Here is a 20,053-nt window from a genome sequence, read left to right as displayed (position 1 = left end):
ATGTTGGGAAAACTGAGTCTAGATGCGATTCCTTACCACGAGCCGATCATCATGGTCGTGGCCGCCTTCATGGCGATCGGCGCCTTTGCCCTGATCGCTGCTCTCACCTACTACCGCAAATGGGGCTGGTTGTGGTCCGAGTGGTTCACCAGCGTCGACCACAAGAAGCTCGGCATCATGTATTTCCTGGTCGCGCTGGTCATGCTGGTTCGCGGCTTCGCCGACGCCATCATGATGCGTACCCAGTTGGCCATGGCGGCCGGCGGATCGATGGGCTATCTGCCTCCTGAGCATTACGATCAGATCTTCACCGCCCATGGCGTGATCATGATCTTCTTCGTCGCCATGCCGATGGTCATCGGCTTGATGAACCTGGTGGTGCCGCTGCAGATTGGCGCCCGCGACGTCGCCTACCCGTTCCTCAACAACCTCAGCTTCTGGCTGTTCGCCGCCGGGGCGGTCCTGGTCAATATATCGCTGGTCGTCGGCGAGTTCGCCACCACCGGCTGGTTGGCCTATGCCCCGCTATCGGGGATCGAGTACAGCCCCGGGGTCGGGGTCGACTACTGGATCTGGGCGCTGCAGATCTCGGGGGTAGGCACGACGCTGACCGGCATCAACTTCTTCGTCACCATCCTCAAGATGCGTACCCCGGGGATGACGCTGTTCCGCATGCCGATCTTCACCTGGACATCGCTGTGCGCCAACGTGCTGATCATCGCCTCCTTCCCGATCCTCACCGCCACCATCGCGCTGCTGACCCTGGACCGTTACCTGGGGATGCACTTCTTCACCAATGACTTCGGCGGCAACATGATGATGTACGTCAACCTCATCTGGGCCTGGGGGCATCCGGAGGTTTACATCCTCATCCTGCCGGCGTTCGGGGTCTTCTCGGAGGTGATCGCGACCTTCTCGCGCAAGCGGCTGTTCGGCTACACCACCATGGTGTGGGCGACGGTGGCGATCACGCTGCTGTCGTTCATCGTCTGGTTGCACCACTTCTTCACCATGGGCGCGGGGGCCAACGTCAACGCCTTCTTCGGCATCATGACGATGATCATCGCCATCCCCACTGGGGTGAAGGTGTTCAACTGGCTGTTCACCATGTTTCGTGGGCGCCTCGAATTCACCTCGCCGGTACTCTGGACCCTGGGCTTCATCATCACCTTCACGCTGGGTGGCATGACCGGGGTGATGCTGGCGGTACCCGGCGCCAACTTCGTGCTGCACAACAGCCTGTTCGTCATCGCTCACTTCCATAACGTGATCATTGGCGGTGTCCTGTTCGGCATGATGGCCGGCATGACCTACTGGTTCCCCAAGGCATTCGGCTTCACCCTCGACGAGACCTGGGGCAAGCGCGCCTTCTGGTGCTGGTTGATCGGCTTCTATCTGGCGTTCATGCCGCTCTACGTATTGAGTTTCTTCGGCGCCGTGCGGCGCATGCAGTCCTATGCCAATCCCGAGTGGCAGCCGTGGATGATCCTGGCCTGGGTCGGCGCGGTGGTGATCATGCTGGGGATCGTCTGCACCGTGATCCAGTTGTGGGTGAGCATCCGTGATCGGCGCTTGAATGCCGATGTTACCGGCGACCCCTGGAATGGTCGCACCCTGGAGTGGTCGATCGCCTCGCCGCCGCCACATTACAACTTCGCCCACGCCCCCGAGGTTGGTGGGATCGACAGCTTCTGGACCCACAAGCAACGTGGTGCCGAGGCCGTAGGCGAGGCGCCTTATCAGGACATCCATATGCCGCGCAATACCGTGGCCGGGCCGGTCATCAGCCTGTTCGCCGTGGTGCTGGGCTTCGCCCTGGTGTGGCACATCTGGTGGCTGGCGATCGTCGCTGCCGTCGGTGGCTTGATCAGCTTCCTGGCCCGGGTGTTCAACGACGACATCGACTACTGGGTGCCAGCCGAGGAGGTGGCGCGCAGCGAGCGTGTGCATCAACGCCGGCGGGTGGCACGTGACGAATGGCAGACGAACGGGTCGGCGCTGGGCGGTTTCGCCCCGGCCGACCTGCGGGGGTGATCCATGACGACCGATACCATCAAGCATAACGACGACCACGCACATCCGGTGACCCACGGGCATTCGGATACCGGCAGCATCAAGGTATTCGGCTTCTGGGTCTACCTGATGAGCGACCTGGTGATCTTCGGCACCCTGTTCGCCACCTATGCCGTGCTCATGAGGGGCACGGCGGGTGGCCCCAGCGGTGCAGAAATCTTCGACCTGCGACTGATTCTGGCGGGGACCCTGCTGCTGCTGGTCAGCAGTTTCACCTATGGCATGGCGGTGCTGTCGATGACCGCCGAGCGGCTGGCGCAGCTCAAGGCCTGGCTGGTGGTGACCTTGCTGCTCGGGGCAGGGTTCATCGCCATTGAGTTCTATGAGTTCCGGCACTTGATCCATGCCGGCTTCGGCCCCGATCGCAGCGCCTTCCTATCGGCCTTCTTCACCCTGGTCGGCACCCATGGCCTGCATGTGCTGTTCGGGCTGCTGTGGCTGGTGGTGGTGCTGGTACAGCTGCAGACCAAGGGGCTGAATGACATGACGCGACCACGCATCCTGTGCCTTAGCCTGTTCTGGCACTTCCTGGATGTGGTGTGGATCTGCGTGTTTTCGTTCGTCTATTTGATGGGGGTACTGTGAGATGAAAGATTCACCGATAGCGCATGGCAGTGTCAGATCCTATGTGATCGGCCTGATACTCTCGTTGGTACTGACGGCGATTCCCTTCGCCGTGGTCATGGGTGGCCTGCTGGCCACCTCTGCGACGCTGCTGGTGATCGTCGCGGCTGCGGTGCTGCAGGTGCTGGTGCAGCTGATCATGTTCATGCACATGGACACCAAGCAGGAGGAGGGCTGGAACCTCATGTCTCTGGTCTTCACGGTGACCATCCTCGGTCTGGTGGTGGGCGGTTCGCTGTGGATCATGCATCACCTGCATCTCAACATGATGATCGGCTGATCATGCTGGCTCGCTCACGTTGACTTGTCGTGGGTCAAGGTCGTTGGCAGGCGCTCGCTGCTAAGCTCAAGGGGCCAGGCGACGATCGTTCGTTGCCGCATTCAGGAGGGTGTCACCATGCAAGCCTTCGATGTCATGACCCACGATGTGATCAGCGTATCGGTGGATACCGAGGTGCGTGAAATCGCCGGTCTGCTGCTCGAGCATCATATCAGTGCGGTGCCGGTGGTCGGTGCCGAGGATCAGGTGCTGGGCATCGTCAGTGAGGGCGACCTGATGCATCGGGTCGAGACCGGCACCGAGCGGCGTAGCTCGTGGTGGCTGGCCAATCTGTTCTCCGGCGCCCAGAGCGCCGGCGAGTACGTCAAGTCCCACGGCCGCAAGGCCGGTGAGATCATGACCCCCGACCCGGTCACCATCAGCGAGGACACCCCACTCGATGAGGTGGCCCAGTTGCTGGAGAAGCACCACATCAAGCGCGTGCCGGTGGTGCGGGATGGGCGGCTGGTGGGGATCGTCAGCCGTGCCAACCTGCTCCACGGCCTAGCCATGGCCGGGGTCAGCAAGGCCCAGGCACCGAGCAGCGATGACCGCGAGATCCGCGCTGCGATCATCAAGGAGCTCAAGGACAACACCGATGTGATGGCCGATCATCTCAACGTGATGGTCAGCGGTGGCGAGGTGCAGCTGTGGGGGCTGGTGGAGAGCAAGCAGGAGAAGCTGGCGGTGCAGGTGGCCGCCGAGAACGTCAGCGGCGTGACCCGGGTCGAGAATCACCTCGGTTTCATGCCGCGCGGCGGGCTCAGCGGTACCTGAGGTGCGGCGCCTTGATGGCGCCGCGTCAGTTAAGGCGGGACAGCGCCGATTCGAGGGCGGCCACGCTGCGCTCGACGTGGTGCAGCTTGTCGAGGCCGAACAGGCCGATGCGGAAGGTGCGGAAATCGTCGCCCTCATCGCACATCAGCGGCACGCCGCCAGCGACCTGCAGGCCGGCGGCGGCGAACTTGGCGGCGATGCCGGCATCGTCGCTGTAGCTGACCACCACGCCGGGGGCCTGGAAGCCCGCTGCAGCAACGCTTTTGAAGCCATGCTCACCGAGTAGGGCGCGTACCCGCTCGCCCAGCTCGAGCTGCTCGGCGCGCACCTTGTCGAAGCCGTAGGCCTCGGTCTCGGCCATGATCTCGCGCAGCCGGCGCAGGCTGTCGGTGGGCATGGTGGCGTGGTAGGCGTGGCCGCCGTTCTCGTAGGCCTGCATGATCTCGTACCACTTGCGCAGGTCGGCGGCGAAGCTCGAGCTGGTGATGGTCGCCAGGCGTTCCAGGGCGAGCGGCGACATCATCACCATGGCGCAGCCCGGCGAGCCGCTCCAGCCCTTCTGCGGCGCGCTGATCAGCACGTCGACGCCACTCTCCTGCATGTCCACCCACAGCGTGCCCGAGGCGATGCAGTCGAGCACCAGCATGCCGCCCACGGCGTGGACGGCATCGGCCAGGCGGCGGATATAGGCGTCGGGTAGCAGCATGCCGGCGGAGGTCTCGACGTGGGGTGCGAACACCACGTCGGGGCGCTCGGCCTCGATGGTGGCGACGGCCTCGTCGATGGGCACCGGCGCGAACGGCGCTTGGGCACCCTCGCCCTGGCGGCGCGCCTTGAGCACTGTGGCGCTGGCCGGCAGGTCGCCCATCTCGAGGATCTGCGTCCAGCGGTAGCTGAACCAGCCGTTGCGGATCGTCAGGGTCTTGTTGCCGGCCGCGAACTGGCGCGCCACGGCCTCCATGCCGAAGGTGCCGCTACCTGGCACGATGGCCACCCCTGCGGCGCCATAGACGCGCTTGAGGGTCGCGGAGATGTCGTTCATCACGCCCTGGAAGGCCTGGGACATGTGATTGAGCGAGCGGTCGGTGTAGACCACCGAGTATTCGAGCAGGCCGTCGGGGTCGACGTCGGGCAGTAGTCCGGGCATGGTCAGCCTCTTGGTGTCAGCGTGGCGTGGGTCAGATAAGGGTAAGAGCATCGCGCCGCTTGGGCCAGGCGGATACTGTCGTGATGAGCCGCATCGGCAGCAAAATCTACTGCGCTGCCTGGATCGCGGTCAGCGCGATGGTGTAGACGATGTCGTCGACCAGGGCGCCCCGCGAGAGGTCGTTGACCGGCTTGTTGAGGCCCTGCAGCATCGGCCCCACGCTGACCACCTTGGCACTGCGCTGCACCGCCTTGTAGGTGGTGTTGCCGGTGTTGAGGTCGGGGAACACGAATACCGTGGCCTGGCCGGCGACCGGCGAGTCGGGTGCCTTCTGCTTGCCGACGCTCTCGATCGCTGCGGCGTCGTACTGCAGCGGGCCGTCGATCAGCAGTTCGGGGGCGCGCTGGCGGGCGATGCGGGTCGCCTCGCGGACCTTGTCGACGTCGGAGCCCGTGCCCGACTCGCCGGTGGAGTAGCTGATCATCGCTACCTTGGGTTCGATACCGAAGGCCTTTGCCGAGCGTGCGCTCTGGATGGCGATCTCGGCCAGCGCCTCGGCGTCGGGGTCGGGGTTGACCGCGCAGTCGCCGTAGACCACCACCTGCTCGGGCAGCAGCATGAAGAAGATCGACGACACCAGGCGGTAGTCCGGGGCGGTCTTGATCAGCTGGAAGGCCGGACGCACGGTGTTGGCGGTGGTGTGCACTGCGCCCGACACCAGGCCGTCGACCTCGCCGCGATGCAGCATCATGGTGCCGAGCACCACCGTGTCCTGCAGCTGGGCCTCGGCCATCGGCTCGTTGATCTTGCCGCGGCGGCGTTCGACCATGTCGGCAATGTAGTCGTGATAGATGCTGTCCGGGTCGATGATCTCGAGCCCCTCGGGAAGCACGATGCCGCGGCTGCGCGCCACGCTCTCGACCTCCTCGCGCTTGGCCAGTAGCACGCAGTCGGCGATGCCGCGGCGTTGGCACAGCGCCGCGGCCTCCACGGTGCGCGGCTCGCTGCCCTCCGGCAGCACGATGCGCTTGTGCGCCTGCTGCGCCTTCTTGACCAGCTGATGGCGAAACGCCGATGGCGACAGGCGCCGGACATAGCCGCGGCTGAGGTGATCCTTGAGCCACTGCAGGTCGATATGCGCGGCGACGAAGTGGGCCACCTGCTCGGCGCGCTCCAGGTCGTCGGCGGGGATCTCGTTGCTCATCTGGGTCAGGTGCTGGACGGTAGTGAAGCTGTCGGTGTCCACTGCCAGTACCGGCAGTCCGGTCTTAAGTGCCGGACGGCAGGCGTCGATCATGTCGTCGTTGGGCAGGTAGCCGTTGGTCAGCATCACCCCGGCCAGTGGCGTACCGTTCATGGTCATCAGCGCCGCGGCAAGCACGATGTCGTCGCGGTCGCCGGAGGTGACGATCAGGCTGCCGGGCTTGAACACCTTGAGTGCATGGGCGGCGCTGCGTCCGCACAGGCTGGTACTCAGCACCCGGCGGCTGGCGGCATCTCCCTCGTTGAGCCAGCGCGCGCCGAGGGCTTCGGCGACATCCTTGATGCGCGGCACGCTGAGGGTATCGCTGAAGGGCACTACGCCGATCAGGTGGAAGCGGTCGGTGGCCAGCGCCGGCGAGTGGCGGCGTAGCTCCTCGAGCAGCCCGGCGTCGAGGGTCACGTTGGCGGTGCCTGGGGCGATCGGCTGCTCGCTGGCCGGCGGCGCGGGCAGGCCCTTCATGCGCATCAGGATGCAGCCCATGGTACGCGTCGAGCTGAGCCCGCCGAAACTGCGCGAGTGCATGTCGAGCTGCTCGGCCAGCTCGCGGGGCGCGGCCAGGTCGCCGCTGCCGACGAAGATGATGCGCGCGTTGAGAGCGTGAGCCAGCTGGGCGTTGAGCTGGTTGGCGTAGGTGCTGTGTTCGGTGGGCACCAGGCCTTCGACTACCACGATGTCCTGGGTGGCATCGGTTGCGCCGGCGGCCTGCTGGTGCAGTTCGATCACCGACTCCAGCAGCTCGTCGAGCTGGTCCTCGCGCAGCAGGCGTTCGAGGCGCTCCTGGGTGATCGGCTCCGGAGGCGTGCGCCCCAGGGCGCGGGCCACCAGGGCACTGGAGCGGTCGGGGCCGCTGCCGTTGAGCTCGCGCTGCATGAACGGCTTGAGGAAACCGGCCTTCATGCCGATGAAGTCCAGCGCCTGGATCAGCCCCAGACAGGCCGAGGTGAGGCCGGCGCCCACCGAGGTGGGCACCATCAGCAGGGTCTGGACCTGACGGTTGTCGGGAAGTGGCGTCATGCCTGGCGCTCCAGCAGTTGGCGGGTCTCGTGGGCGATTTGGCCCTCCTCGTCGGTGGGGATCACCCACAGCTGGGGGCCGAGGCCTGTGTCGATACGGCCCTCGCGGCCGCGCAGGGTGGCCTGGTTGGCGGCGTCCTCCAGGTCCAGGCCGAAATGGGGCAGGGCGGCGATCACCTTGGCGCGCACGCGGGGCGAATTCTCGCCGATGCCGCCGGTGAAGATCAGCCCGCTCAGTGTCGGCAGCGCGCAGGAGAGTGCCGCCAGCGACTTGGCGATACGGTAGCAGAACACCTCCAGCGCCAGGCTGGCGCCGGGGTGGCCGCGCTCAGCGGCGGCCTCCAGCTCGCGCATGTCGTTGGTCAGCTCCGATAGCCCCTTGAGGCCGCTGCGCTGGTTGAGCATGGCGTCGATCTCGTCCAGCGACCAGCCCAACTGGCGATGCAGATGGGCGTGCAGCCCGGGGTCGACATCGCCACTGCGGGTACCCATCACCAGGCCCTCCAGCGGCGTCAGGCCCATGCTGGTGTCGCGGCTCTGGCCCTGCCATACCGCGCAGGTGGAACAGCCGTTGCCGAGGTGGGCGGTCAGCCAGCCGTGGTCGTTGCCGCCAGCCAGGGCGTCGGCGCGCTGGCTGACGAAGGCGTGGCTGGTGCCGTGAAAGCCGTAGCGGCGGATGCCGTGGTCGCGATATAGCGACGCCGGCAGCGCGTAGCGGTAGGCGTGGGCCGGCAGGCTCTGGTGAAAGGCGGTGTCGAACACGCCGACCTGGGGCAGCTCGGGGTAGAGTTCCCGGGCCGCCGCAATACCGGCCAGGTTGGCCGGGTTGTGCAGCGGGGCCAGCGCCGAGGTCTGCTCGACGGCGGCGAGGACCTCGTCGTCGAGCAGTGAGGCGCGGGTAAAGTGCTCGCCGCCGTGGACGATACGATGGCCAACGGCTACCGGGGTATGGCCGTCGAGGCGCTCGAAGATAGCCGCCAGGGCGGCGGCGTGGTCGGCGCCCGCTAGCGCCCCCTCGTGCGCCTCGCCCTGGGCGTCCTTGGCCTTGAGACGAGCCTCCTGGCTGCCCAGCCGCTCGGCGATGCCCTCCAGGCGCGGCGCGTCGTCGGCAGGGATCAGCGCGTACTTGATGGAAGAGGAACCGCAGTTGATGACCAGAACGGAGGCTTGCATGGGTGCGCTGTGAACCTGTGTCGTAAAGAGCCAAGTAATAAGACCTTAGTATAACATTTTCCGTCATTGGCTTAAGCGATGCGCTAGGTGGCGAGCCGCAGCACTGGGTTTGCCGGACAAACTATGCTCTGATGGCCGCTTGGATTAGCCTGCTATCGATTGGATTCCTGGATGACACCGCCTGCCCTGACTCCCGCGCTGCTACCCCGCCACCTGGCCATCGTCCTGCTGCTGAGTGTGGCATGCCTATTCGCTGCCAACCATGTGGCCGCAAGGCTGGCCTTCGACGACGGCACCGGACTGCTGCTGGCGATTATGGCGCGCTCGGGCCTGGCACTGTTGGTGCTCGGCACGCTGCTGGCGGTCAAGCGCAGGCCGCTGCGCCTGCCCGCCGGCAGCTGGCCCTGGCAGCTCGGCGTGGGGCTGTTGATCACCCTGCAGAGCCTGTTTCTCTACTCGGCGGTGGCGCGGCTGCCGGTGGCGGTGGCGCTGCTGCTGATGAATACCTTTCCGATCCTGCTGGCACTGCTGACCTGGGCCCTGGGCGGTGCCCGCCCGACGCTGCGCGCGACCCTGATCATGGCGGTCATCCTGGTCGGCCTGGTGGTGGTGCTCGACGTGCCAACCTGGCTCGCCGACCCGGCGCAGATGGGCGACGACTGGGTATCCGGGGTGGCCTTCGGCATCGGCGCGGCGGCGGTGTTCTCCTGCGCGCTGTGGATCACCGACCGGCGCCTGGCGCGGGTCAGCAATACCCTACGGACCTTTCTGACCATGGGCGTGGTGCTGCTCAGCATGCTGGTTGCCGGCGCGGCCGGGCTGGTGCCGGGCGGCCTGGCGCTGCCCGCCACGGCCAGCGGCTGGAGCGGCCTGACAGCGCTGGCACTGCTCTACGGCATCGGCTTCTCGATCCTGTTCGTGTCGTTACCGCGGCTGAACATGGCGCGCAACGCCCCGGTGATGAATATCGAGCCGGTGGCCTCGCTGGTGCTGGGTTACCTGGTGCTGGGGCAGATGCTCGGCCCGACCCAACTGCTGGGCGGGGCGATCGTGCTGGGGGGGATCGTGGTGCTGGGGCTATCGCGCCGGGCCTGAGCCCCCTTAGGGAAACACTGCACAAATGCCTACGCGAGCGAATCGCTGCGTTGCGCGGTGCCGAAGCGTCGGACCGGCGGATCCTCACCTATACCCCATAGGTTCCGGTTGACTCGCAGCCTTCGGCTTCTCGCCCCTTCGGGGCCAGCCTACGGCTGTTTGTCGCTTCGCTCGGTACTGTGCTCCGTGCGCCTTGCGCTTCATCTCGCTCGGCGATTTGTTCAGCGCTTCCTTAGTGCAAGAACGGTGAAAATGAAGTTCTCTCATTTGTCTTTCGTCGAACAGTGATCCACACTGACAGCAGTTAGGAAACGCTGTTTTCAAACAGGAGGTGTGTGATGAAGAGACTACTTTCGGCAAGCGCTATCGCTATGATCGCCGCCGTGGGTGCCAGCGCGGCTCACGCCCAGCAGGCACAGACCTTCTACCCGCAGGGCTATATCGGCGGTGACGCCATGTTCTGGGACCTCAACCCCGACCAGGGCAGCAGTCGCGACGACGTCGGCCTGCGCCTGCGTGGCGGCGCCCAGATCAACGACTACTTCGCGGTCGAGGGGCATCTCGGCGGCGGTGGCTCCGATGGCCCGGTGGAGCTCGACTACCTGGTGGGTGCCTATGCCAAGGGTATCCTGCCGGTGGCCGACGAGATCCGCCTCTACGGCCTGGCCGGTTTTACCGAGGTCGATTTCGACATCGACCGCGAGAGCGGCTTCTCCTATGGCGCCGGGGCGGAATTCGACGTGGCCCAGAACCTCTCGGTGGGCGCCGACTACATGCGCTATCTCGACAAGTCGGACTACACCTTCGACGCCGCCAGCGTCGGTCTGCGCTACCGTTTCTAACCCCACGTAGCCCCTTGGATCAGCGCCCCCGGTCATTGGTCGGGGGCGCGGTCGTTGGTGGCGAGGAATCGCGCGTCGCTCAGCGGTAGGTGGCGTCGTACTCGCGGCGTAGCTGGTTCTTCTGCACCTTGCCCATGGTGTTGCGCGGCAGGCTGTCGACGAAGAATACGCGCTTGGGCTGCTTGTACTTGGCCAGCCGGCCGCCCAGGTGGGCGAGCACCTCGCCCTCGTCGAGGGTGGCACCGGCCTGGCGCACCACCACCGCGGTGACGCCTTCGCCGAAGTCGGGATGGGGCAGGCCGATCACCGCCGACTCCTGCACCCCATCGAGTTCGTCGATCAACTGCTCGACCTCCTTGGGGTAGACGTTGTAGCCGCCGGAGATCACCAGGTCCTTGTCGCGGCCGACGATATGCACATAGCCCCGCTCGTCGCGCATGGCCAGGTCGCCGGTGATGAAGAAGCCATCCTCCAGCAGCTCCTCGCGGGTCTTCTCGGGCATTCGCCAGTAGCCGATGAAGACGTTGGGCCCGCGGATCTGCAGCATGCCGATCTCGCCCTGGGGCACCTCGGCACCGTTCTTGCGGTCGGTGATGCGCATCTCCACGCCGGGCAGCGGCATGCCCACCGTGCCGGCACGACGCTCTCCGTGATAGGGGTTGGAAATGTTCATGTTGGTCTCGGTCATGCCGTAGCGCTCGAGGATGGCGTGACCGGTCATGGCCTCGAAGGCCTGGTGGGTCTCGGCGGTGAGTGGCGCCGAGCCGGAAACGAACAGGCGCATGTTGGCGGTCAGCTCAGGCGTCAGGCGCGGGTCCTGTACCAGGCGGGTATAGAAGGTCGGCACACCCATCATCACCGTGCCTTGGGGCAGCTCCTCGATGATTACGTCGGCATCGAACTTCGGCAGGAACAGCATGCTGGCGCCTGCCATTAGGGTGACGTTGCAGGCCACGAACAGGCCGTGGGTATGGAAGATGGGCAGGGCGTGAATCAGCCGGTCTTGGGCAGTGAAGTGCCAGGCGTCGGCCAGGGTCGCGGCGTTGGAGCCGAGGTTGCGATGGGTGAGCATGGCGCCCTTGGAGCGCCCGGTGGTGCCCGAGGTGTAGAGGATCGCGGCCAGGTCGCGCTCGCCGAGTTCGGCGATCTCTTCGCGGGGCGTGGCCGCCGCGGCCTTGTCCATCAGGCTGCCGTCGGCGGCGCTGCCCAGCGTTTCCACGGCGGGGCAGCCGGTCTCGCTGGCGAGTTGGCGCGCCTCGTCCAAGGCGGCGGGGCGGCAGACGAACAGTGCCGGCTCGGCGTCGTTCAGGAAGTAGCGAATCTCCTCACCGGTGTAGCCGGTATTGAGCGGCAGGTAGATCGCTCCGCTGCGCAGGCAGGCGAGGTAGAGCAGGATCGCCTCGGGGCTCTTGTCGACCTGCACCGCGACCCGGTCGCCTTGCGTTACGCCCAGCTCTCCCAAGGCGCCGGCCAGGCGGGCGCTCTCGGCGAGGGCATCGGCGTAGGAGTAACCCCGCCCTTCGCGGGTGGTGATGAAGTCGGCGTTGCCGCGCGCCTGCATGCGTTCGGCAAAGGTCGCGAAGAGGTTGTGGTTCATGTCGGGCTCTCTCCGATGGTCAGCTTCCTGGCGCGCTTGGTGAGATCCTTGACCTCGCTGGAGCGAGCCACGCTGGCGTTGGCGATGTAGTTTTCATGATTGCGTTCGATGTCATCGAGCACATAGAGGTAGTTGACCATCAATCCGACGGCCTGGCTAAGCCCCTTCGAGGAGGTGTCGCCCAGCCAGTTGATGCGATGCAGCTGGGCGCCATTGCCGAGATGGAAGCGAGCCACTGGATTGAGCGGCAGTCCACGTGGGTTCTTGGCCTCCACCAGGTAGCGTGCCGCCAGCGGCTTGATCAGGGCGCCCAGCCGCTCGGCGAGTTCCGGGTCGCGGTGCCAGCCGGGGCTATCCAGCGCTTCGAGGGCTGAGCGTGTCGTCTCGGTCAGGCTGTCGCCCTGGCGCTGCTCGTCCAGCCACTGGGCAAAGCCGGGTACCGGCGATAGCGTGACGAAGTGCTTCAGCTGCGGCAGTTCCTGCTTGAGTTCCTGCACCACCTGCTTGATCAGGAAGTTGCCGAACGAGATACCGCGCAGGCCGGCCTGGCAGTTGCTGATACCGAAAAATGCCGCGGCGTCGGCGGACTCCGGATCATCGACCTCACGCTGCTCGCCTTCGAGGATGGCCTGTATCTGGGTCGGGAGTCCCTTGTGCAGGGCGACTTCGACGAAGATCAGCGGCTCGTCGCCGATCGCCGGGTGAAAGAAGGCAAAGCAGCGCCGATCGCGAGCATCGAGGCGGCGACGCAGGTCGTTCCAGTCCTGGATCTCGTGTACCGCCTCATAGCGGATGATCTTCTCGAGGATCGAGGCAGGGGTATGCCAGTCGATGCGCTTGAGGACCAGGAAACCACGATTGAACCACGAGCCGAACAAGTGCGCGAAGTCGGCATCGATGGCACGCAACGAGGGTGCTTCCTTGAGCCGCTGCAGCAGGTCCTCGCGCATTTTTACCAGCTGGTAGGTGCCGCCGCTGGCCAGGTTGAGGCGTCGAAACAGCTCCTGGCGGCGAGGTTCGCAGGCGTTGAACAGCGCCTGCAGGCTACTGTTGTCGCGGGCCTCGCGATAAGCCGAATAGGCGGCATCGATCTGTGCCGGCTCGGCGGCGAAGGCCTCGGCTAGCTTGTCGAAGAAGGCGCTCTTCTGACTGTCGTCGAGTCGCTGATAGATGGCCAGTGCGCGGCTCGCCTGGGTGATGCTCGAGGCCTCGCCGTCGCTCTCGAGCAGCTCGCGACACGCCTCGACCAGCACGCTGTGGTCATGGATCACGGCGCCTCCCTGGCGCCGCCACAGCAGGGCATCACGCTGGGTGATGTTGTTGAACAGCTCCTGCAGGAAAGACATGTTCATTGCATGCTCCCGTTAGCCCATGATCAGGTTCGGCAGCCACAAGGCGATGCCGGGAAAGAAACACAGCAGCAAGATGCCCAGCACCATGCACAGTGCATAGGGCAGGCTGCCCATCAGGATGTTGCGTAGCGAGATGTCCGGTGCAATGCCCTTGATGATGAACAGGTTGAGCCCCACGGGGGGCGTGATCAGCCCGATCTCCAGGTTGATGGTCAGAATCACCGCGAACCAGTAGGGGTCGAAATCGGCGGCCAGGATGATCGGCAGCAGGATCGGGGCGGTCATCACGATCACCGCCACCGGTGGCAGGAAGAAGCCGGCGACCAGCAGGAATAGATTGATGATGCCCATCAGCACCCAGCGGTTGACCTCCAGGTCGGCGATGGCAGCGGCAACGGTCTGGGTGATGAACATCGACGACAGGGCGTAGGCGAACACCTCGGCACAGGCAATGACCAGCATGATCATCACGCTCTCGCGCAGGGAGTCGCGCATGATCAGCTTGATCGGCCCCACCTGCCACATGCGGTAGATGATCACCGCCAGTGCCACGCATAGAAAGGCACCCACGCCGGCAGCTTCCGAGGGTGTGGCGACCCCGCCGTAGAGGGCGAACAGGATACCTGCGACCACGGCCAGGAACGGCAGTACACGGATCAGTGCCTTGAGGTTGGCGTCGACGTTCTCCTTGATGGTCTGCTTCACCCGCGCGGCGGATTGCGCCATGGGGTTGTTGTACCCCCCAGCCAGGCGGCAGGCGATCATCGTCCAGATCATGAACAGGCCGGCCAGCATGAGGCCGGGTACCACGCCGGCCATGAACAGCCGTCCAATCGAGGTTTCGGTGGAAATCCCGTAGATGATCATGGTCACCGAGGGGGGGATGAGGATGCCCAGGGTGCCGCCGGCGGCGATGCAGCCGGCTGCCACGCCGTCCGGATAGCCGCGGGTACGCATCTCGGGGATGCCCATCTTGCCAATCGCTGCACAGGTGGCGGGTGAGGAGCCCGAGAGTGCCGAGAAGATCGTACAGGCGCCGATATTGGAGACGGCCAGGCCGCCAGGGAGACGCCCCATCCACAGGTCCAGCGAGCGATAGAGGTCGCGTCCGGTAGGCGACGACGCCACGGCGGCACCCATCAGGATGAACATGGGAATCGCCACGAAGCCGAATTCGGCAATCCGGTCGAAGAAGGTCTCACCGAAGTAAGTGAGCTCGGGCATTCCCCGATCGTAGAGGAGCGCCACCAACGACACGGCCCCCAGTGCAAAGGCAATGGGGGTGCCAATCGCCATCAGCACGACCAGACCGATGGCAACGATGATACCCAGGGTAATCGGATCCATGCTCAGGCCTCTCCACGCAGGATTTCAGCAACGTACTGCAGCGTAAGCAGCGTGGCGCCAATGGCCATCGGCATGAGTGCCGGCCATAGCGGCGGGTTCCAGACCGTACCCGTGGTCCAGCTGCCTTCCCATGCCTCCCACACGTAGATCCAGGCGCCGTAGGCCAGGGCGGCGCAGAAGGCCAGGCCGACCAGCGAGGCGATCAGCCGCATTGCTCGGCGTGCGGCACCGCTGAGCGCGTCGGGAAGAATAGTGATGGCGACATGGCCGCCGGTCATCAGTACGTAGGGGCTGCCCAGTAACATGGCGCCAGTCACGGAGAATACCGTGAACTCGGTCTGCCAGCTGGTGCTCATGCCCAGCAGGTAACGCAGGAAGACCATCTGGCAGATCACCAGCACGCCGGCTATGAACAGCGCGCAGGCCAGGTAAGCCAGGAGCCTGGAGAGTGTGTCCATCAAGCGGATATAGCCGCGCACGGCAGGCGATGAGTGCGCAATGGAAGATGCCATGGTTCCCCCGGGAAGCGATGCAAAGCGGCCACCCCTGAGGGGCGGCCGGTCAACTGGAACGTGGGCTAGGGTCAGTCGACGGCCAGCGCGGCGTCGATGATCGCCTGTCCGTTGGGAACGTTGTCGGCGAAGTTCTTGTAGGAGGTTTCCTGGGCGATCTCCAGCCAGGCGTTGTAGTCCTCTTCCGACATGCGAACCACTTCCACACCGTTCTCCTCGTACACCTCGACCATGCGCTGATCGAGTGCGGCTGCCTCGGCGGAAAAGAATGCCTCGGCGGCTTCACCGGCCTCCAGCAGGGCAGCCTGCTGTGCCTCGTTGAGCCCCTGCCAGACCTGCTCGGAGATCAGTACCGGTTCATACATGAACCACAGCGCGTAATCGCCGGGCTCGGTCAAGCAGTCGACCTGCTCGTATAGTCGGAACGAGATGAACGACATCGATGAGGTGTTGGCGGCATCCAGCACACCGGTTTGCATGGCGGTATAAACCTCGGAGGAGGGCATCGAGGCGATCGATGCGCCAGCCGCTTCGAGCATCTGTTCGAAGGCCGGGCCGGCTGCACGAAAATTCTGACCGCTCACGGTATCCGGGGAGGTGATGCAGCGTTCGCTGGAGGCAAAGCCGCCCGAAAGCCACGAATCGGCCAGCACTCGGGCGCCGCCCTCGAGGATCACCTCCTTGATCATGTCCATGTACTCGGAGTCGTTGAGGCGCGCCGCGTGTTCATGGTTGCGCACCAGGCCAGGCATCAGGGTGGCGGAGAATTCGGGATGGCGGCCACTGGCGTAGTCTAGCGGCAGTAGCGTCATGTCGAGGCGCCCGCGGACCAGTGCTCCCCACTGCTCGTTGGCACCGAACAGCGACTGCCCGGGATGTACCTGGATCTGCAGCCCGACGTCGGCATCGGCGACATGCCTTGCCATCAACTGGACCATTTCGTCGCGGACGTCCCCTTGACCGCCGGGGAACTGGTGCGATGCGCGCAGGACGGTATCGGCGGCTGCGACGCTGCTGAAGGCGACGACGAGCCCCAGAGCTGCCGTAGCAGCAGTCTTGAGTTGGCGTGTCATGCTGTGCTCCTGAATTTCTTGTTTTGTAGTGTTTATCAGCGAAGCTGATATATACATCAATAGCTGCTATGTATATTTACGTCAATGCATCGCGTTGAATGGCCAATGACGCTTCCCAGTAGAATGGGGCAAGCCTTTGAGGAGACGGATGGTGAGCAGCAAACGCTCGAATGCCCAGCGGCTACGTGATTCGCTGGAAGACGACATCATCAATGGGCGTCTGGCGCCCGGTGAGCGGGTCGACCCCGAAGTTCTCGAGCGCCGCTTCGAGGTCTCGCGCACGCCAGTTCGCGAGGCGATCCAGCAGTTGGTGGCCAGTGGGCTGCTGACGGTGTCGCCCAAGCGGGGGACCTTCGTGGCCAAGGTGGGGCTCGATCAGTTGATCGAGATGTTCGAAGTCATGGCCGAGCTGGAGGGCATGTGCGGGCGTCTGGCCGCGCGGCGTATCACGACCACCGAGCTCGCCTCGCTCGCCGCGACCCTGGCGCGCTGCGAGGCGGCGGCAGAGGCGGGCGATACCGACGAGTACTATTACGAGAACGAGGCCTTCCACGAGTGCATCTATGCCGCCAGCCACAATGCCTTTCTCGCCGATGAGGCACGCCGTCTCAAGCAACGCCTGAAGCCCTACCGGCGCCTGCAGTTGCAGGTTCGCCAGCGCATGAGCAACTCCCTGGGGGAGCATCGCGAGATCGTCGCGGCGATCCAGCAGGGCAATGCCCAGGCCGCCGAGCAAACGCTTCGCGAGCATGTGCTGATTCAGGGTGAGCGCTTCAGCGATTTCGTCGCCAGCATCAGAGGGTTCGGCGTCTCGTCCTGACCATAACGCCATAGAATCGCCCAGGTTATCGACGCCCAGTGCCATACAGCGCCTAGTTGTGAGTGGCGCTGCACGCCTGTACCGTTGGCCCAGGCAGACGCGCAGCCTCGTGACTGGCGCTCGTCACACCTCCTTGTACAGCTCGGCGCCTTCCTTCCTGAACTTCTCCGCCTGCTCTTCCATGCCCTTCATCACCGCCTCCTGATCGCCATCGAGGCCGTTGTCGCGGCGCTGAGCGGCCGGCCCCCATCCGGCCTGCCAAAACGGCTCTTCGAGGCCGTGGAGCGGGATAATGCTAATGAGATCTAGGTCGGCGGTCTCATTGACCAAGTGCAACACCTGACCCATTCGCTATGGTATTGCCATGACCCATTGCTATCGCCACCTCACTGCTGAAGAGCGAGCTGCCAATCATGCCTCGCGGCTCGCTCAAGAAGGAGCTGATCGCCTGTCTGCGACAAGGCAAAGGTAAGCAATGTCCTCGCAGCCGTGGCAACTACGGCGTCACCGGCTACCTCGCTCTATTCGCTGACCGCTCGTTTGATGGTGACCAATAGGTTCCCGGGGGGGCATCACGCCGTGTGACCAGCTGGGTGGTCAGTGCCGTTGAGGAATTTCGGTCCTGTACGTAGCCGATGCTCATGCGCCTTCCCCAATACCCAATAGTACCTTGCGAGAAAACAAATTTCCCTTTGGCCGCTTGCGTCCTCAGAAATCAGCAGCTATAAATTGGATACGTGGATCCAATTTGTGATGGGTTCGATCGCATAAGCAAAAAATCATATAATCTATAGAAATAGGAAACCGCTATGATGAAGAATAAATTTAAATACAGCGTTGCCATTCTAGCAATCGGGTTTTCTGCTAATTCATATTCACAGGATCTTCCTGATCCCTTGGTTATCGCAACAGAAGGCGCTTATCCGCCATTCAATTACGTTGATGCTAGCGGTAACGTTTTAGGGTTTGAAGTCGATTTGGCAAGAGCAATGTGTGAAGAGCTGAAAGCCAACTGCCAGTTTGTCACCCAAGATTGGGATGGTATTATTCCAGGTTTGCTTGCAAGGCATTATGATGCGGTTGTCGGATCACTTTATATAACCGATGAGCGCAAAGAGCGCATTGCTTTCTCGGAAAAATACTATCAGACACCGACACGTTTCGTTGTTATGTCTGATAGTGATGTTGAAATTTCAGACGAAGGTATATCTAGAATTACAATTGGGACGCAAAGGGGAACCAGCTTTGAGAGAATGATGAGGGATGAACATCCTGATGCTGATCTCAGAGTATACGGTTCAATTGATGAAGCCTATCAGGATCTTCAATCTGGTCGTGTGGATGCTGTGATTGATGATGTTGTTAGTATTAATGAAAACCTTCTTAGTCAAGAACATGGAGGGGGTTATGAAATGCGTGGTCCAGAGTTTTCTGATCCTGAGTGGTTTGGTTACGGAGCTGGGGTCGGTGTTCACAAAGATGATAAATATATTGCCGATGCTTTCAGTGAAGCAATTAGAACTATAAGGGAAAACGGAACATATGAAAGAATTTCCAATGAATGGTTTGGGTTTGATGTGTATGGAGAGCAGTAGTTAAACAATAATAATATGCCGGGAGATAGTTATTATGGATCCCTTGTCAGGATATGGCTGGATGCTCATTAGTGGGTTTGGCTTAACCTTGGGGGTGGCCATAAGTTCCATGATTGGTGCCATACTGATAGGACTTATTGCTGCCTCGATAAAGTTTTCCAGAATTAAAATAGTTCGTCTTATAGTAGGATTGTATACTACTGTAATAAGAGGAGTGCCAGAGCTGGTTCTTCTTCTGCTTGTGTATTACGGACTTCCGACATTAATACAAGATATTGCCGGAAACATGGGCTATCAGGTTCGTTTGAATCTAAATCCTTTTATTGCAGGTATCGCAACACTGTCTTTTATTTATGGTGCATTCGCCTGCGAGGCTTTGCGTTCTGCATATCTTGCAATCCCAAAAGGACAACATGAAACTATTATAGCATTTGGCTTTAGTAGGCTTCGTGGTTTCGTATGGATAATTGCTCCCCAACTTTTGCGATATGCGCTGCCTGCACTAGGTAATGTGTGGCTGGTACTGCTTAAAGCGACAGCACTGATATCGATTATACAACTTCCAGAGCTCATGCGTATGACTGATATGGCTGCTCGCGCAACCAGACAGCCATTTACCTTCTTCTTAGTGGCCTGTCTAGCCTACCTTCTTGTTACATTAATATCTATGTGGGGGCAGAAATATCTAGAGCAGTGGGCAAGCAAAGGAATTGTAAGGGGTGCCGTATGAATATTAATGCCATAATAGAAGGTTTGCCTAGGTTTATCGATGGGGTAATAATAACAGTGACTTATGCGGGGGGAAGCCTTCTTATCGGCTTTTTTATGGCTATCCCTGTCGCTTTGATGCGCTCATCACGGAACCGATTTTTTTACTGGTTTTCAACTGGCTACGTAACGTTTTTTCGAGGCACGCCTCTTTTAGCTCAACTGTTCCTTGTCTATTATGGGGCAGGTCAGTTTCATCATGAGCTTGATGTAATTGGCTTATGGGATTTTTTCCGTGAGCCGTGGTTCTGTGCGATATTTACACTTACTCTTAATACAACAGCATACACTTCTGAGATTTGGAGAGGAGGGCTGCAGGCAATACCTAAAGCAGAAATTGAAGCGGCCAGAGCTTGTGGGTTGTCGGATTTTCAGTTGCTTCGCCATATCATGTTTCCAAGGGCTCTAGGTATTGGGTGGCCTGCATATACTAATGAAGTAGTATATCAGATACAAGCTACATCTCTAGTGTCTGTTATTTCAGTTATGGATATTACTGGTGTGGCGAGAAGCATTGCTTCCCGGGACTTTGTATACTACGAAGCCTTCCTGTTTGCTGCCGCACTGTATCTTTTACTTGTATACGGTTTCATAGCGTTTTCACGACTGGTGGAAAAGAAACTTCACCGTCACCTTAAAGATACAACAACCTAATATGGGAA

19 protein-coding genes are annotated in these 20,053 nt (G+C 62.1%); 10 read left to right on the top strand and 9 right to left on the bottom strand.

Annotated features, from left to right (window positions below):
- The 4 genes from cyoB (at position 1) to CK498_RS12970 (ending at position 3,793) form a co-directional block, all read left to right on the top strand.
- On the top strand, positions 1 to 2,034 hold the full coding sequence (cyoB, locus tag CK498_RS12985; RefSeq protein WP_095621267.1) for a cytochrome o ubiquinol oxidase subunit I: 2,034 nt from the start codon (positions 1 to 3) through the stop codon (positions 2,032 to 2,034).
- Between the two features lie 3 nt (positions 2,035 to 2,037).
- Positions 2,038 to 2,658 carry a cytochrome o ubiquinol oxidase subunit III gene (gene cyoC / locus CK498_RS12980; RefSeq protein ID WP_095621266.1) on the top strand — a complete coding sequence of 207 codons (621 nt, stop codon included), beginning with the start codon at positions 2,038 to 2,040 and terminating at the stop codon, positions 2,656 to 2,658.
- A gap of 1 nt (position 2,659) precedes the next feature.
- Positions 2,660 to 2,977, top strand: coding sequence for a cytochrome o ubiquinol oxidase subunit IV (gene cyoD, locus CK498_RS12975; RefSeq protein WP_095621265.1), 318 nt, complete (start codon positions 2,660 to 2,662; stop codon positions 2,975 to 2,977).
- Between the two features lie 117 nt (positions 2,978 to 3,094).
- Positions 3,095 to 3,793, top strand: coding sequence for a CBS domain-containing protein (locus CK498_RS12970; protein ID WP_095621264.1), 699 nt, complete (start codon positions 3,095 to 3,097; stop codon positions 3,791 to 3,793).
- A 25-nt stretch (positions 3,794 to 3,818) separates the two neighbouring features.
- Here the strand turns inward: CK498_RS12970 and CK498_RS12965 are convergent, their stop codons facing one another.
- The 3 genes from CK498_RS12965 to CK498_RS12955 all read right to left on the bottom strand — a co-directional run bounded on the left by CK498_RS12965 (position 3,819) and on the right by CK498_RS12955 (position 8,390).
- Positions 3,819 to 4,940: an aminotransferase class V-fold PLP-dependent enzyme gene (locus CK498_RS12965; protein WP_095621263.1), complete on the bottom strand. Its 1,122-nt coding sequence runs from the start codon at positions 4,938 to 4,940 to the stop codon at positions 3,819 to 3,821.
- Between the two features lie 106 nt (positions 4,941 to 5,046).
- Positions 5,047 to 7,218 (bottom strand): phosphate acetyltransferase, encoded by a 2,172-nt coding sequence (gene pta, locus CK498_RS12960; RefSeq protein ID WP_095621262.1) that lies wholly within the window; start codon positions 7,216 to 7,218, stop codon positions 5,047 to 5,049.
- Positions 7,215 to 8,390, bottom strand: a complete 1,176-nt coding sequence (locus CK498_RS12955; RefSeq protein ID WP_095621261.1) for an acetate/propionate family kinase — start codon at positions 8,388 to 8,390, stop codon at positions 7,215 to 7,217. The genes pta and CK498_RS12955 overlap by 4 nt, the downstream gene beginning before the upstream one ends.
- Positions 8,391 to 8,561: 171 nt before the next feature.
- Here CK498_RS12955 and CK498_RS12950 point away from each other — a divergent pair, with 171 nt between their 5' ends.
- Together CK498_RS12950 and CK498_RS12945 are read left to right on the top strand one after the other, a co-directional pair.
- A complete protein-coding gene (locus CK498_RS12950) occupies positions 8,562 to 9,485 on the top strand; it encodes an EamA family transporter (RefSeq protein ID WP_095621260.1) in 924 nt (307 codons plus the stop codon).
- A gap of 338 nt (positions 9,486 to 9,823) precedes the next feature.
- Positions 9,824 to 10,327, top strand: coding sequence for a porin family protein (locus tag CK498_RS12945; protein ID WP_407645851.1), 504 nt, complete (start codon positions 9,824 to 9,826; stop codon positions 10,325 to 10,327).
- A 79-nt stretch (positions 10,328 to 10,406) separates the two neighbouring features.
- Here CK498_RS12945 and CK498_RS12940 read toward each other — a convergent pair whose 3' ends face one another.
- The 5 genes from CK498_RS12940 to dctP all read right to left on the bottom strand — a co-directional run bounded on the left by CK498_RS12940 (position 10,407) and on the right by dctP (position 16,208).
- A complete protein-coding gene (locus tag CK498_RS12940) occupies positions 10,407 to 11,924 on the bottom strand; it encodes a malonate--CoA ligase (RefSeq protein WP_095621258.1) in 1,518 nt (505 codons plus the stop codon).
- Positions 11,921 to 13,276 carry a malonyl-CoA decarboxylase gene (locus CK498_RS12935; protein ID WP_095621257.1) on the bottom strand — a complete coding sequence of 452 codons (1,356 nt, stop codon included), beginning with the start codon at positions 13,274 to 13,276 and terminating at the stop codon, positions 11,921 to 11,923. The genes CK498_RS12940 and CK498_RS12935 overlap by 4 nt, the downstream gene beginning before the upstream one ends.
- 12 nt (positions 13,277 to 13,288) lie before the next feature.
- Positions 13,289 to 14,623: a TRAP transporter large permease gene (locus CK498_RS12930; RefSeq protein WP_095621256.1), complete on the bottom strand. Its 1,335-nt coding sequence runs from the start codon at positions 14,621 to 14,623 to the stop codon at positions 13,289 to 13,291.
- A gap of 2 nt (positions 14,624 to 14,625) precedes the next feature.
- Entirely contained in the window at positions 14,626 to 15,135 is a 510-nt protein-coding gene (locus CK498_RS12925; RefSeq protein ID WP_095621255.1) for a TRAP transporter small permease subunit, read from the bottom strand.
- A gap of 71 nt (positions 15,136 to 15,206) precedes the next feature.
- Positions 15,207 to 16,208 carry a TRAP transporter substrate-binding protein DctP gene (dctP, locus tag CK498_RS12920; RefSeq protein WP_095621254.1) on the bottom strand — a complete coding sequence of 334 codons (1,002 nt, stop codon included), beginning with the start codon at positions 16,206 to 16,208 and terminating at the stop codon, positions 15,207 to 15,209.
- Positions 16,209 to 16,356: 148 nt separating this feature from the next.
- On the opposite strand from dctP, the gene CK498_RS12915 reads away from it, so the two are divergent.
- Positions 16,357 to 17,028 (top strand): GntR family transcriptional regulator, encoded by a 672-nt coding sequence (locus CK498_RS12915; protein ID WP_095621253.1) that lies wholly within the window; start codon positions 16,357 to 16,359, stop codon positions 17,026 to 17,028.
- A gap of 123 nt (positions 17,029 to 17,151) precedes the next feature.
- Here the strand turns inward: CK498_RS12915 and CK498_RS12910 are convergent, their stop codons facing one another.
- A complete protein-coding gene (locus CK498_RS12910) occupies positions 17,152 to 17,358 on the bottom strand; it encodes a hypothetical protein (RefSeq protein ID WP_141246950.1) in 207 nt (68 codons plus the stop codon).
- A gap of 479 nt (positions 17,359 to 17,837) precedes the next feature.
- Here CK498_RS12910 and CK498_RS12905 point away from each other — a divergent pair, with 479 nt between their 5' ends.
- The 3 genes from CK498_RS12905 to CK498_RS12895 are packed head-to-tail and all read left to right on the top strand — an operon-like array spanning position 17,838 to position 20,045.
- On the top strand, positions 17,838 to 18,623 hold the full coding sequence (locus CK498_RS12905) for a transporter substrate-binding domain-containing protein (RefSeq protein WP_095621251.1): 786 nt from the start codon (positions 17,838 to 17,840) through the stop codon (positions 18,621 to 18,623).
- A gap of 34 nt (positions 18,624 to 18,657) precedes the next feature.
- Positions 18,658 to 19,353, top strand: coding sequence for an ABC transporter permease (locus CK498_RS12900; protein WP_095621250.1), 696 nt, complete (start codon positions 18,658 to 18,660; stop codon positions 19,351 to 19,353).
- Positions 19,350 to 20,045 (top strand): ABC transporter permease, encoded by a 696-nt coding sequence (locus CK498_RS12895; RefSeq protein ID WP_095621249.1) that lies wholly within the window; start codon positions 19,350 to 19,352, stop codon positions 20,043 to 20,045. Before CK498_RS12900 ends, CK498_RS12895 begins: the two co-directional genes overlap by 4 nt.
- The last annotated feature ends 8 nt before the right edge of the window (positions 20,046 to 20,053 follow it).

It is taken from the genome of Halomonas salipaludis, assembly GCF_002286975.1.
GTDB classification, from domain to species: Bacteria; Pseudomonadota; Gammaproteobacteria; order Pseudomonadales; family Halomonadaceae; genus Franzmannia; species Franzmannia salipaludis.
This window is presented reverse-complemented; position numbering and strand designations above follow the sequence as displayed.